11 protein-coding genes are annotated in these 13,359 nt (G+C 71.0%); 5 read left to right on the top strand and 6 right to left on the bottom strand.

The features are described from left to right. Nucleotides 1-24: 24 nt before the first annotated feature. Entirely contained in the window at nucleotides 25-1,791 is a 1,767-nt protein-coding gene (locus AC3EO7_RS26905; RefSeq protein ID WP_435592723.1) for a DEAD/DEAH box helicase, read from the bottom strand. Between the two features lie 165 nt (nucleotides 1,792-1,956). On the opposite strand from AC3EO7_RS26905, the gene AC3EO7_RS26900 reads away from it, so the two are divergent. Next, the gene (locus AC3EO7_RS26900; RefSeq protein WP_431970873.1) at nucleotides 1,957-3,066 is read left to right on the top strand and encodes a YihY/virulence factor BrkB family protein; all 1,110 of its coding nucleotides are present in this window, start codon (nucleotides 1,957-1,959) and stop codon (nucleotides 3,064-3,066) included. A gap of 17 nt (nucleotides 3,067-3,083) precedes the next feature. On the opposite strand, the gene AC3EO7_RS26895 is transcribed toward AC3EO7_RS26900, so the two are convergent. Next, nucleotides 3,084-3,320, bottom strand: a complete 237-nt coding sequence (locus tag AC3EO7_RS26895; RefSeq protein WP_431970872.1) for a DUF3039 domain-containing protein — start codon at nucleotides 3,318-3,320, stop codon at nucleotides 3,084-3,086. Between the two features lie 108 nt (nucleotides 3,321-3,428). On the opposite strand from AC3EO7_RS26895, the gene AC3EO7_RS26890 reads away from it, so the two are divergent. Then, nucleotides 3,429-3,845, top strand: a complete 417-nt coding sequence (locus AC3EO7_RS26890; RefSeq protein WP_431970871.1) for a DUF3099 domain-containing protein — start codon at nucleotides 3,429-3,431, stop codon at nucleotides 3,843-3,845. Between the two features lie 4 nt (nucleotides 3,846-3,849). Here the strand turns inward: AC3EO7_RS26890 and AC3EO7_RS26885 are convergent, their stop codons facing one another. Then, nucleotides 3,850-5,136, bottom strand: coding sequence for an MFS transporter (locus AC3EO7_RS26885; protein WP_431970870.1), 1,287 nt, complete (start codon nucleotides 5,134-5,136; stop codon nucleotides 3,850-3,852). A 198-nt stretch (nucleotides 5,137-5,334) separates the two neighbouring features. Here AC3EO7_RS26885 and AC3EO7_RS26880 point away from each other — a divergent pair, with 198 nt between their 5' ends. The 3 genes from AC3EO7_RS26880 (at nucleotide 5,335) to AC3EO7_RS26870 (ending at nucleotide 8,853) form a co-directional block, all read left to right on the top strand. Further along, a complete protein-coding gene (locus tag AC3EO7_RS26880; protein ID WP_431970869.1) occupies nucleotides 5,335-6,075 on the top strand; it encodes a VOC family protein in 741 nt (246 codons plus the stop codon). A gap of 95 nt (nucleotides 6,076-6,170) precedes the next feature. After that, nucleotides 6,171-7,688, top strand: coding sequence for a DUF7782 domain-containing protein (locus AC3EO7_RS26875; protein ID WP_435592722.1), 1,518 nt, complete (start codon nucleotides 6,171-6,173; stop codon nucleotides 7,686-7,688). Between the two features lie 196 nt (nucleotides 7,689-7,884). Next, entirely contained in the window at nucleotides 7,885-8,853 is a 969-nt protein-coding gene (locus AC3EO7_RS26870) for a sigma-70 family RNA polymerase sigma factor (protein ID WP_357400583.1), read from the top strand. A gap of 135 nt (nucleotides 8,854-8,988) precedes the next feature. Here the strand turns inward: AC3EO7_RS26870 and AC3EO7_RS26865 are convergent, their stop codons facing one another. The 3 genes from AC3EO7_RS26865 to AC3EO7_RS26855 form a co-directional block, all read right to left on the bottom strand. Beyond that, the gene (locus tag AC3EO7_RS26865) at nucleotides 8,989-9,294 is read right to left on the bottom strand and encodes a DUF4333 domain-containing protein (RefSeq protein WP_431970867.1); all 306 of its coding nucleotides are present in this window, start codon (nucleotides 9,292-9,294) and stop codon (nucleotides 8,989-8,991) included. 107 nt (nucleotides 9,295-9,401) lie between these two features. Next, nucleotides 9,402-12,089 carry a bifunctional acetate--CoA ligase family protein/GNAT family N-acetyltransferase gene (locus AC3EO7_RS26860; RefSeq protein WP_431970866.1) on the bottom strand — a complete coding sequence of 896 codons (2,688 nt, stop codon included), beginning with the start codon at nucleotides 12,087-12,089 and terminating at the stop codon, nucleotides 9,402-9,404. Continuing rightward, entirely contained in the window at nucleotides 12,082-13,347 is a 1,266-nt protein-coding gene (locus tag AC3EO7_RS26855; protein WP_431970865.1) for an acetoin utilization protein AcuC, read from the bottom strand. The genes AC3EO7_RS26860 and AC3EO7_RS26855 overlap by 8 nt, the downstream gene beginning before the upstream one ends. Between the last annotated feature and the right edge of the window lie 12 nt (nucleotides 13,348-13,359).

The following is a 13,359-nucleotide window of genomic DNA, read 5'->3' as shown; positions in this document are numbered from 1 at the left end:
CAGCGCTTCACCGACGACGCAGCCTCATCGACGACGCAGTGCCGCGATGCGATCGCCGAGCTGTTCGGCGGTGGCCAGCGCGGTCGGCGGCCCGCCACACTCGCGACGCAGCTCGCCGTGGATCACCCCGTGGGGTTTGCCGGTGCGGTGGTGATGCATCGCCACCAGGCTGTTGAGTTCTTTGCGCAGCTCGCCGAGCCGGTCCGAGGTGGCCACCCGCTCCGCGGCCGCGGCGACCTGCGGCGCGGGCGCCGTGGGCTTCGCCTCGCCGCGGTCGGCCAGCTGACGAGCTTGACGATCGCGCAGCAGCGCCCGCATCTGATCGGCGTCCAGCAGGCCGGGGATGCCGAGGTAGTCGGCCTCCTCGTCGCTGCCGGCGAACGTCGCGGTGCCGAACGAGGAGCCGTCGTAGATCACCTGGTCGAGTTCGGCGTCCGCGGCCAGCGCGATGAACTTCTTCTCGTCCTCGCCGGGCTCGTCCTTCTGCTTGGCCGCGTCGACGAGCAGCTCGTCGTCCAGGCCGTTCTTCTCCCGGTGCGGCTTGCCGATGACGTGATCGCGCTGCACCTCCAGCTGCGCGGCCAGATCGAGCAGCACCGGCACCGAGGGCAGGAACACGCTGGCCGTCTCGCCCGCGCGACGCGCACGCACGAAACGGCCGATGGCCTGGGCGAAGTAGAGCGGCGTCGAGGCGCTGGTCGCGTAGACGCCGACGGCCAGGCGCGGCACGTCGACGCCCTCGGACACCATGCGGACCGCGACCATCCATGGCTGGGTGTTGTTGCTGAACTCGGCGATCCGGTTCGAGGACGCGGGATCGTCGGAGAGCACCAGCGCGGGCCGCTCGCCCGAGATGTGTTCCAGCAGCTCGGCGTAGTCGCGGGCACGCTCCTGATCGGTGGCGATCACCAGGCCGCCCGCGTCGGGCATACCGGAGGCGCGCTTCTGGCGCAGCCGAATGTCGGCGGCGCGCAGCACCGCGGAGATCCAGTCGCCCGCCGGGTCCAGCGCGGTGCGCCAAGCGCGCGCGGTCTGTTCGGCGTCGAGCGGCTCGCCGAGGCGGGCCGAGTGTTCCTCGCCCGCGCTGTCGCGCCAGTGCGCGTCACCGGAGTAGGCCAGGAAGACCACGGGACGCACGACGCCGTCGGCCAGCGCCTCGGCGTAACCGTAGGTGTGGTCGGCGCGCGACTTCGGGAAGCCGGATTCGTCGGGCTCGTAGATGACGAACGGGATCTGGCTGTCGTCGGAGCGGAACGGCGTACCGGTCAGCGCCAGCCTGCGGGTCGCGTCGCCGAACGCCTCGGCCGTCGCGTCGCCCCAGCTCTTGGCGTCGCCCGCGTGGTGGATCTCGTCGAGAACGACCAGGGTCCTGCGGTTTTCGGTGCGCACCCGGTGCCGGGAGGGATGCGAGGCGACCTGTGCGTAGGTGACGACCACGCCGTGGTAGTCGCCGGAGGTGCCGCCGGTGGCGTTGGAGAAACGCGAGTCCAGCTGGATGCCGTTGCGGGCCGCCGAGGCCGCCCACTGGTGCTTGAGGTGTTCGGTCGGCGCGACCACGGTGATCTGGTCCACGGTGCGATCGGCGAGCAGCTCGGCCGCCACCCGCAGCGCGAAGGTGGTCTTGCCCGCGCCGGGCGTGGCCACGGCGAGAAAGTCGCGCGGCTTCGTGGCCAGGTACTTCGTGAGTGCGCGCCGCTGCCACGCGCGTAGTGAACCGCCCCCTGCTGGCGACTTTCCCGAATCGCCCGGCGTTGCTCCATCTCCCGCCGCAGCGCCATCCGACCCAGTCACGCAGAAGACAGTAGCGGCCGGGGACGGCGTGTCGCCAAACCGACGCGGTGGGCGCGATCGGCATCACACAATTCGGCGCGCAGTGCCCCGTGTTCACCTGCTGCCCGCCGACACGATACGGAGACGGACCGGTGCGCGAGCGCCGAGTGCGCGATGCTGTACACGATGACCGACCACAGACCCCTACCCGCGAGCGGGCCCGAGCCGATCCACAGCGGTGGCGCGGGCGCGCCCTCGCGCGGCTCGGACGTCGCCGTCCGGTGGGTCCGGCACGCCGGACGGCAGAGTCGCAGGCTCGTCGTCCGGGTCGCCAAGAAGGCCTGGGACGATTCGATCTTCGCCAAGTCGGCGGCGGCCGCGTTCTGGCAGACCCTGTCGCTGGCCCCGCTGCTGCTCGGGGTGCTCGGCAGTCTCGGTTATGTCGGCGGCTGGTTCGGGCCCGACACCGTCGAGATCGTGGAATCCAAGATCATGACGTTCAGCCGCGAGCTGTTCAGCGAGGCCGTGGTGACCGATCTGATCGAACCGACCGTCGGCGACGTGCTCGGCCGTGGGCGCGGCGCGGTGGTGTCGGTCGGCTTCGTGCTCTCGCTGTGGGCCGGGTCCTCGGCCATGGCGACGTTCGTGGACGCGATCGTGGAGGCGCACGACCAGCAGGACGCCAGACACCCGGTGTGGCAGCGCATCTTCGCGCTGCTGCTGTACGTGCTGTTCCTGGTGGCGGCCGTGTTCATCCTGCCGCTCGTCGCGCTCGGGCCGTCCATGATCGGCCGGGTCCTGCCGGACGCGTGGCGGGAGCCGGGACTGCGGCTGCTGGACGCCTTCTACTATCCCGGCGTCGGCCTGCTGCTCATCGTCGGCCTGACCACCCTGTACAAACTGGCGCTGCACCGCACGCTGCCCTGGCACCGGCTGTTCGGCGGGGCGCTGGTGGCGGGCGTGTTCTTCATGGCGGCCAGCGAGGGACTGCGCCGGTATCTGTCTTGGATCACCGCGACCGGCGTGAGCTACGGCGCGCTGGCGACCCCGATCGCCTTCCTGCTGTTCACGTTCTTCCTCGGCTTCGCGGTGATCCTCGGCGCCGAATTCAATGCCGCCGTGCAGGAATTCTGGCCCGCCCGCGCGACGCGCATCGAGCAGATGAAGGAGTGGATCTCCAACCAGGTGCGCGGCGAGACGCCGGAGGAGGAGGCCGAAGCCGACGCGGCGAGCCACCCGGAATCGGCGTGCGGGATCACCCCGGCCACGCGGGACGCGGTGCGCAGCTCGGGGTAGTCACGCGGTTCGAGGACTCAGTCGCCCTTGCGCAGGCTCTCGTAGACCTTCTTGCACTCCGGGCAGACCGGCGAACCGGGCTTGGGCGACCGGGTCACCGGGAACACCTCGCCGCACAGGGCCACGACCACGGTGCCCATGACGGCGCTCTCGGCGATCTTTTCCTTCTTCACGTAGTGGAAGAACTTCGGGGTGTCGTCGCCCGTCGTCTCGTCGGTGGTCGTGTCCGGGCGAACCAGGGTGTCGGTACTCACGGATTCCATGATGCCGTATGACGGCCTCGTGGCGCGCCCGCGCCCGGCGCCGGTGACGAATCGACCTCGGTGTGTGCGCCGGGAACACCGGAGTGGAAGACTCGAGGTATGCAGCAGCACGGCGACTCCCCCGACGCCGACGACATCGGCCGCGGTGTTCGCCCGGACGTCACACCTCCCAGCCCTCCACGCTCGCGGGGCTATTTCCCCGGCAACGACGAGAAGCACCCGGTGCTCATCACCGAAGCCGCGCCCTCGCTGGAGGATCAGCATCGCGCGCGGGTGCGCAGGTACACGATCCTCATGGCGTTCCGCATTCCCGCGCTGGTGCTGGCCGCGGTCGCCTACAGCGCGTGGGGCAACGCCCTGATCTCGCTGCTCATCATCGGCGCGTCCATCCCGCTGCCGTGGATCGCGGTGCTCATCGCCAACGACCGCCCGCCGCGGCGCAAGGACGAGCCGAGCCGCTGGGACCGCCCGCACCGGGCCATCGAGTCCCGGCCGCACAACGCCATCGACGGCTGAGCCCTCACGCGGCGACCGTCCTGCGGATGACGATCGACATCAGCGCCGCCAGCCCGCACAGCGCGCCCGCCACATACCAAGCCGTGTCGTAGCTGCCCTGGAGGTCGCGAAGCACGCCCGCGCCGGTCGCGGCGATCGCCGAACCGATCTGGTGTGAGGCGAAGACCCAGCCGAAGGCCACGGGCCCGTCCTCGCCGAACAGCTCACGGCACAGCGCGACGGTCGGCGGCACTGTCGCGATCCAGTCCAGGCCATAGAAGATCACGAAGACCCACATGCTCGGCTCGGTGTGCGGCGCGAACAGCGAGGGCAGGATCAGCAGCGACGCGCCGCGCAGGGTGTAGTACGCCAGCAGCAGATAGCGCGGGTCGACCCGGTCGGTCAGCCACCCCGAGGCGATGGTGCCCGCCACGTCGAACACCCCGACCAGCGCGAGCAGGCCAGCCGCCGTGTTCGGCGGCATTCCGTGATCGTGGGCCGCGCTGACGAAATGGGTGCCGACCAGGCCATTGGTCGACGCGCCGCACACCGCGAAACCGCCCGCGAGCAGCCAGAATCCGCGCGTCCGCGCGATCCGCGCGAGCACGGTCAGCGCCCGCGTCGCGCCGCCGCTCACCGTCGTACGCACGCCCACCGCCGAGCCCGGTTCCGCGCCGTACGCCGAAACGCCCATGTCGCTGGGGAAATCGCGGATGAACAACAGCACCAGCGGCGCCACCGCCAGCGCGGCGCCGGCCACCACCAGCGCGGGCAGCCGCCATCCGTGCTCGTGCGCCAGCGCCGAGACCAGCGGAAGGAAGATCAGCTGCCCGGTCGCGCCCGCGGCCGTCAGCACGCCGGTGACCAGCCCTCGATGCCGCACGAACCAGCGCCCGGTGATGGTCGCCACGAACGGCATCGACATCGAGCCGACACCGACGCCGACCAGCAACCCCCACGTGGCGACCAGTTGCCAGGCCTGCGTCATGAAGACGGTCAGCCCGCTGCCCGCCGCGACGAGGACCAGCGCGCAGGCCACCACCCTGCGGATGCCGAACTTGTCCATCAGCGCCGCCGCGAACGGCGAAATGAGTCCGTAGAGCAGCAGATTCAGCGAGACCGCCAGTCCGATGGTGCCGTGCGACCAGCCGAACTCCGCGTGCAGCGGATCCATCAGCACGCTCGGCACCGAGCGGAACGCGGCCGCGCCGAGCAGCGCGACGAAGCCGACCCCCGCGACGCCCCAGGCGGGATGCCATCGTGGCGGCACCGGATCGATGGGCTCGGTGGGGGCGGTGCGCAGTTCGGTCACCCGCTGAGACTGCCGGAAAACCGCGCACCGAACGAGTGGCACGAATGCCACAGAACGTCGAGATTCCGCCAAATCGGTTCGACAGCCCTCTGGCCGCGCCCTACTGTGTCCGGGGGCACGGCAGCGCGATCGCGTGCGCCGTCGCTCGGTGACCACGTCGGCGGTCGCGGGCGCGTCCCGCGCGGCACAGGAGACAAGATGATTCGCTGGGTCTGGGCGTTCCTCGACCGTCCCGCACAACGTTTCGACGACTGCGCGGCCTTCTGGTCGACCATCACCGGCACCCAGCTCTCACCACGCCGCGGCGGCGACGACCAATTCCTCACGCTGCTGCCCGATCCGGCGCTCTTCGCCGCGGCCGGGGTCAAGATGCAGTCGGTGCAGGGCCTGGGCGGCGTGCACCTGGACTTCGACGTCGACGACATCGCCTCCGCCGTGCGCACCGCGCTGGACCTGAACGCCGAACTGGTCGCCAACCACCCGGACTACGCGGTACTCCGCTCGCCGTCCGGCCAGATCTTCTGCTTCACCCCGAGCGGGCGGGCCAAGGGCCGCCCCGCCCCCGCATTCCGCGCCCCCGATGGCACGCTGACCCGCCTCGACCAGGTCTGCCTGGACATCGGCGCCGCCGATCACGAAGCGGAGACGCGTTTTTGGGCCGATCTCACCGGCTGGCGGCACACCCCGGGCCGCCTCGCCGAATTCTCCCGCCTGCGCGCCGAGGAGACGCTGCCGGTCCAGCTGCTGCTGCAACGCCTCGGCGAGGACCGCCCCGCGAGCGCCCACATCGATCTGGCCTCCTCCGACATCGAGGCCACCGCCGCCTGGCACCAGTCGCTCGGCGCCGGTCTGGTGCAGCGCCACGAGCACTGGATCGTGATGACCGATCCGGCCGACGCGGTGTACTGCATCACCGCCCGCGACCCGAACGGCGTGTGATCCGCAGCCGAGTTCGACCCACACCGCGCTCCGTCTCCCGGTGACACGGGCGACAGGGTGCGGATGCCCGCCGGTAGCGGTGGCAGAGTACCGATGTGCCTACGAACCAGACGACGACCGGATCCCTGCTCACCGCCCTGTGCCCGGAGCTGCGGACGGCGCTGACCCGCGTCGGCTACGACGCCGACACCCTGCTGTCGGCGCTGGGTCCGGACGTGCACGCCGCGCTGGGCCGTTCCGAGCCCGTGCCGGTGCGGCGGGCCGCGCGTGCGGCCGGGGAACTCGGCACGCTGATCCGGCTGCTGTTGCTGGGCGACGCCCTGCCCGAGCGGGAGGTGGCGGCCGCCCTCGCACCGGTGGATGTCGAGCGGGCCGTCGCGGCGGGCCTGCTGGCGCGTGACGGCGACGAGGTCCGCGCGGCGCTGGACCTGCGTCCGCTGGACGCGGGCGAGGGCAACCGCTGGATCCTGTCGGATCTGGACGACTCGATGCGCAGGCGCACCCTCACCGAGGATCACGTGCTCGGCGTCGGCCACGCGTCGCTGTCGCTGTTGCGCGCCACACCCACCCGGCCCGTCGGCTCGGTCCTCGACCTCGGCACCGGCTGCGGCGTGCAGGCGGTGCACGCCGCGTCCTACGGGCGCACCGTCACCGCGACCGACGTGAACCCGCGCGCGCTGTGGCTCGCCGAGGCGACCACCGCGCTCAACGGCATCGACATCGAACTGCTGGAGGGTTCCTGGTTCGAACCGGTCGCCGGGCGGCGCTTCGACCAAGTGGTCGCCAATCCGCCCTTCGTCGTCGGGCCCGCGCGCATCGAGCACTCCTACCGTGATTCCGGTCTCGCGCTGGACGGGGCCAGCGAACTGGTCGTCTCGCGTGCGCCGGAGCTGCTCGCGCCGGGCGGCACCGCGGCCATGCTGGCGGCCTGGGTGCACGTCGACGGCGAGGACTGGCGCCAGCGCGTGTCCTCCTGGCTGCCCGCCGAGGGCGTCGACGCCTGGGTGGTGCAGCGCGACGTCGCCGACCCCGCGCTCTACGTCGGCACCTGGCTGCGCGACGCGGGCCTCGACCCGCGCGATCCGGCGGCGCAGGCCCGCGCCGAGCAGTGGCTGGACGCGTTCGCGGCCGCCGACGTGGCGGGCATCGGCTTCGGCTTCGTCTATCTGCGCGCCGTCGACGGCCCCACCGAACTGCTCGCCGAGGACCTGACGCACGGCTTCGACGACCCGCTCGGCGCCGAGGCGAGCGCCTATTTCGAGCGCTCGGCCTGGCTGCGGACGGTGGCCGGGAACGAAAACCTCGCCTGGTCCGCACGTTTCGCGGTCGGCGAGGCGACCGCGCTGGAGCGGGTATTCCTCGCGGGCCCCGAGGGCTGGCAGGAGCGCGTCGCGCGGCTGCACCGCGGCGACGGTCCGCGCTGGCAGCACGAGGTGGATGAGACGACGATCGCGCTGGTCGCGGGAATGCGGCCGGACGGGCTGCCGTTGTACGAGCTGATCGAACTGCTGGCGCTCGCCCACGGATTCGAGGAGGTGACGCCGGAGTTCGCGGCCGACGCGCTGACCGTCGTCGCCGGACTGGTCCGGCACGGGTTGATCGAGCCCGTGTAAGCAAAGGGCAACCGGGTATGCGTCGGCGGAGGCATCGGACAGGGAGCCGTTCCCACCCGCGGGGGTTCTCAGGAACTTCTCAGACGTAGGTGACCGAAACCGCAGTTCAGAAGCGGTTTATCGGGGCACGAGCGGGGAACTTTCTCTCTGTCGGGTCCGTTGATCGGAGTGAGACACCACCGACAGGAGGCAAGTCATGACCAGCCCCGCCACCACTCGAGTGCGCACCAGCGAATCGGACCTCGACGCCCAGAGCCCTGCCGCCGACTTGGTACGCGTGTACCTGAACGGAATCGGCCGCACCGCGCTGCTCACGGCTGCCGACGAGGTCGAGCTGGCCAAGCGCATCGAGGCGGGCCTCTACGCCCAGCACCTGCTGGAAACGGGCAAGCGGCTTTCCGCCGGCCGGAAGAAGGATCTCGCCATCATCGTGCGCGACGGCCAGTCCGCACGGGCGCACCTGCTCGAAGCCAACCTTCGCCTCGTGGTCTCGCTCGCCAAGCGCTACACCGGCCGCGGCATGCCGCTGCTCGACCTCATCCAAGAGGGCAATCTGGGCCTGATCCGGGCCATGGAGAAGTTCGACTACGCCAAGGGCTTCAAGTTCTCCACCTACGCCACCTGGTGGATCCGTCAGGCGATCACCCGCGGCATGGCCGATCAGAGCCGCACCATCCGGCTGCCCGTCCACCTCGTCGAGCAGGTGAACAAGCTGGCCAGGATCAAGCGTGAGCTGCACCAGCAGCTGGGCCGCGAAGCCACCGACGAAGAGCTGGCCAACGAGTCGGGCATCCCGGTCGACAAGATCTCCGATCTGCTCGACCACAGCCGCGACCCGGTGAGCCTGGACATGCCGGTCGGCAACGACGAAGAGGCGCCGCTGGGCGATTTCATCGAGGACTCCGAGGCCACCTCGGCCGAGTCCGCGGTGATCGCCGGACTGCTGCACCACGACGTGCGTAGCGTGCTCGCCACCCTGGACGAGCGCGAACAGCAGGTCATCCGCCTGCGCTTCGGCCTCGACGACGGTCAGCCGCGCACCCTGGATCAGATCGGCAAGCTCTTCGGTCTGTCCCGCGAGCGGGTGCGTCAGATCGAGCGTGAGGTCATGGCGAAGCTGCGCAAGGGCGAGCGGGCCGACCGCCTGCGGGCTTACGCCAGCTGACCCGTCGACGCCGGGTGCTTCCGAGGCGCCCCGGCGTCCGACTTGGTGGCCGACGCGTCACCGCACAGACGCCGGCCGGTGTCCGCGCGACCCGCCCCCTCCGGGTTCCGCGCGAACCGGTCGGCGAACTCTTGGTCAGGCCGGGTCGACGGCGACGTCGTAGTTGACCGTGTCGCCTTCCACCGAGGTCACCGTGACGGTGAGAGCGAGCGTGTCGCCGCCCGCCGTCAAGGTGCAGCGCATGGTCGTGCCGACCTTGCCCTCCAGATCGCCCGGGCAATCGATCGCGTCGGGCGCCTGTCCGACCTCCTCCGTCAACGTCTGCTTCACCGACTTCTCCAGCTCGCTCTCCTTCACCTCGGGCGTGGTCGAACCGATCTCCACCGAACACCCCGCGGCCACGAACGCGACGAACAACCCGGCAAGGGCAAAGGCTTTCATGTCGACACGAACCTCTCTGGTCGAATCCTTCGGATCTTCACCAGATCGGGTGTCGCACAAGCGCCGTTAACGCCGACCGGCAGCAGCCGGTCGCCGCGGCGCGGCGCTCACGCCAACCGCCGCGGGCCTACGTCGAACCGGCTCGGCTCGGGACCGATGCGCCCACGCGCGTAGATGATCTCCGCCGAGGTCGGCGAGGCCAGCACCGGATCGAAGGACAGCTCGCGCATTTCCGGGATGTCGTCGAACAGCGCCGAAATACGTTGGGCCAGTTCGGCGAGCGCGGCCTTGTCGACCCGCGGGCTGGCCGGTGTGCCGGACAGCAACGGGGCCGCGCGCGGCGCGTCTATCAGGGCCGCCGCCTCGTCTCTGGTCAGCGGGAGCGCGCGGTAGGCACGGTCGCCGAGCATTTCGATGATCATGCCGGACAAGCCGAACTCGATCACCGACCCGAACGACGGGTCGTCCTGGACGCGCAGGATGCAGCCGACGCCTTTGGTCGCCATCTTCTGGATGTGCAGCACCGGATCGCCGCAGACCTGCACCAGGTCGGTGTAAGCCTGGCGCACCGCCTCCGGTCGCCACAGGTCCAGGCGCACGCCGGACAGATCCGGCCGGCGCCGCCACATCTCTCCGGTGGCCTTCGCCGCCACCGGATATCCCAATTCCTCGGCCGCGGCCACCGCCTGCTCGGCGTCGCGCACCTCACGGAACTCGACCACCTGGATGCCGTAACAGGTCAGCAGCTCGACGGCCTCCAGATCGGTCAGCCAGCGACCGCCGGAATCACCCATCCACCGCGCCACCAGGCCCCTGGCCCGCTCGGTGTCGATGCCGTCCGGTCGCACCACCGCCGACACGGGTTTGTCCCGCCACTCCGCGTAGCGGCGGACCCGGGCCAGCGCCCGCGCCGCCCGTTCGGGATCCGGGTACGACGGAATCGATCCGCGCAGCGCCATCCCGCCCTGGCCACGCACCGCGAGCAGGTGCGGAATGCCCTGCTCAGCGATGAAGGTGGTGACGATCGGCTTGTCCGCCTCGGGCACCGCCGCCGCGGCGGACCGGATGGCGTCGGCGAACCCGGCCATCGGCAGCGGCACCGGCGGCGCGAAAACCACGATGACGGAATCGATCTCGGTGGCGCGCAGGGCCTCGACCACGGCGTCCAGGTAGGCGCCCGGCGTCGCCTGCGGACCCAGATTCACCGGTTCGGCCACATCCAGGCCCTCGCCGCGCGCCGCGTCGACGGCCAGCCAGCTCAGCGCGGTGCTGTTGCTGATCACCGCCAGCCGCGACCCACCGGGCAGCGGCTGATAACCGAGCAGCGCCGCGCAGTCGAACAACTCCGAGATCGAGTCCACCTGCACGATGCCCGCCTGCGCGAACAGATCCCGCACGATCGAGCGATCCATGTCGCGGGCCGGCTGGCTGCGCCCCGCCTGCCGCCCGCTGCTCACCGCGACGATCGGTTTGGTGCGCGCGACCCGGCGCGCGATCCGCGAGAACTTGCGCGGGTTACCGAAACTCTCCAGGTACAACAGGATCACGTCGGTGTCGGGCGCGGTGTCCCAGTACTGGAGCAGGTCGTTGCCGGACACGTCGGCGCGGTTACCCGCCGAGACGAAGGTGGAGAGTCCCAGGTTTCGCGCGGCGGCCTCGCCGAGAATCGCGGCGCCCAGCGGGCCGGACTGACAGAAGAACCCGATCCGCCCGCGCGCGGGCAGCACCGACGCCAGTGTCGCGTTCAGTGAGACCGCCGGATCGGTATTCGCGATGCCGAGCGCGCTGGGCCCGACCACCCGCATGCCGTGCACCCTGGCGGCCGCCACCAGGTCGCGTTCGGCGGCGAGCCCCTCCGGACCGGTCTCGCCGAACCCGGCGGTGAGCACGACCAGGCCCTTGACGCCCTTGGCCATGCAGTCGTCGAGGACCGAATCGATCGCCGCGGCGGGCACCGCGACCACCGCCAGGTCCACCTCGTCGGGAATCTCGCGCACGGTGGCGTAGGCGCGCACCCCGCGCACCGATTTGCGGGTGGGATTGACCGGATACACCGGCCCCTGGAACACGCCCGACAGCAGGTTCGCCAGCACGACCCCGCCGACCCGGCCCGCGGCGGGCGTGGCGCCGATCACCGCGACCGAACCGGGCGCGAGCAGGTTCCCCACGCTGCGCGCCTCGGAGGCCCGTTCGCGCGAATCCCGCACGGACACCAGGGCTTCGGTCGGGTCGATGGCGAACTCCAGGTGCAGCACCGAGCCGTCCCTGCTGCGCTCGACCTGATAGCCCGCCTCCCGGAACACGGTGACCATCACGGTGTTCTCGGCGAGCACCTCGGCGACGAAGGTCTCGATCTTGCTCTCCGCCGCGGCGCCCGCCAAGTGCTCGAGCAGGATGGAGCCGAGTCCGCGGCCCTGGTGCTCGTCGGCCACCACGAAGGCGACTTCCGCCGAGCGGGGGCCGGTGCGGTCGAGCAGTTCGTAGCGGCCCACCGCGATGATCTGCTCGGCGAGTTCCACGACCAGCCCGACCCGGTTGTGATAGTCGAGATGGGTGGTCCGGTACAGGTCCTTGGGCGAGATACGCGGGTAGGGGCCGAAATACCGCAGGTACCTGGTGCGGTCGGAGAGCGCGGCGTGGAATTCCTGGATCCGGTCGCCGTCCTCGGAGGTCACCGGCCGCAGCCGCACCACCCCGCCGTCGGAGGCGAGCACGTCGGCGAACCAGTGCTGCGGCGGCGGGGGCGGCGTCGCCGGGGTGGACGGAGAGTCCGGGACGGGGTTCTGCTCAGTCACGGGGGTCCTCCGGATCCAAGCCGAGCAATCCGAAGCTGGCTCGGCGCGTTGCCAATACGGCCGTGTCGACGGCCCGCTGCGCCCGGTCGGCGCGCGCGTCTCCAGTCTCCACGGTCCCGCCGGGCCCGTCCCACGGACGGTATGTGATGTCGCCCCCGTCGCCCATGGTGCGCGGCGGCTCCGTGTTCGGCGCCACGGCGCGCACCATATCGATCCAGTCCTGCGGCACCGGGGTTTCCGGTGCGATGTCGCGGTCCAGCGCGGTCGCCAGCAGGTGACTCCAGGCGCGCGGCACCACCCGGACCAGGCCGTAACCGCCGCCGCCTACCGCGAGCCAGCGTCCCTCCGCGTATCGGTCGGCGAGATCGCGCATGGCACGGAACGCCGCGCGCTGCCCGTCCACGGTGAGCTCCATATCGGCGAGGGGGTCCTCACGGTGGGTGTCCACACCGCACTGGCTCACCACGATCTGCGGGCGAAACGCCTCCACCGCGCCGGGCACCACCGCGTGGAAACCTCGCAGCCACTGGGCGTCTCGGGTGCCGGGTAGCAGCGCGAGGTTGATCGCGGTGCCGTCTGCCGCGCCCACGCCGGTCTCCTCGGGCCAGCCGGTATTGGGCCACAGGGTCGCCGGGTGCTGATGGATCGAGACGGTCAGCACCCGGGGGTCCGCGTAGAAGACACGCTGCACCCCGTCGGCATGGTGCACGTCGACGTCGAGGTAGGCGATCCGGTCGAAACCGTGCTCGAGCAGCCAGGAGATCGCCACGGCCGCATCGTTGTAGATGCAGAAGCCCGAGGCGGTCGAGGCCATCGCGTGGTGCATGCCGCCGCCGATGCTGACCGCACGCCGGGTGCGGCCCTCGGCGATCTCGCGCGCCGCGGCGAGCGTGCCGCCGACAATGATCGAGGCCGCCTGGTGCATGCGCGGGAACACCGGGTTGTCGGGTGAACCGAGACCGTAAGGCGGGGCGAGGGGCTCGTCGGCGGGCGCGACCGCGTGCTCGACCGCCTCGATGTAGTCGGCCGTGTGGACGCGCAGCAGATCGGCGCGGTCGGCGGGCGCGGGCTCGAGCCGCTCGACACCGTCGAGCAATCCCAGGCTTTGGGCCAGCGCCATGGTGAACTTCAGTCGCGCCGGTTTCATGGGGTGCTCCGGCGTCCAGGTGTAGTCGAGGAAGCGATCGCTCCACACGACGGTGCCCGAACTCCGGTGCGCCCCTGGCTCGTGGGGCGACGCCGAGGGTGCAGTGGCCATGCTCGCAACGGT

It is taken from the genome of Nocardia sp. bgisy118, assembly GCF_057708605.1.
The sequence above is the reverse complement of the archived record's forward strand: the minus strand, read 5'-3'. Positions and strand labels throughout refer to the sequence as shown.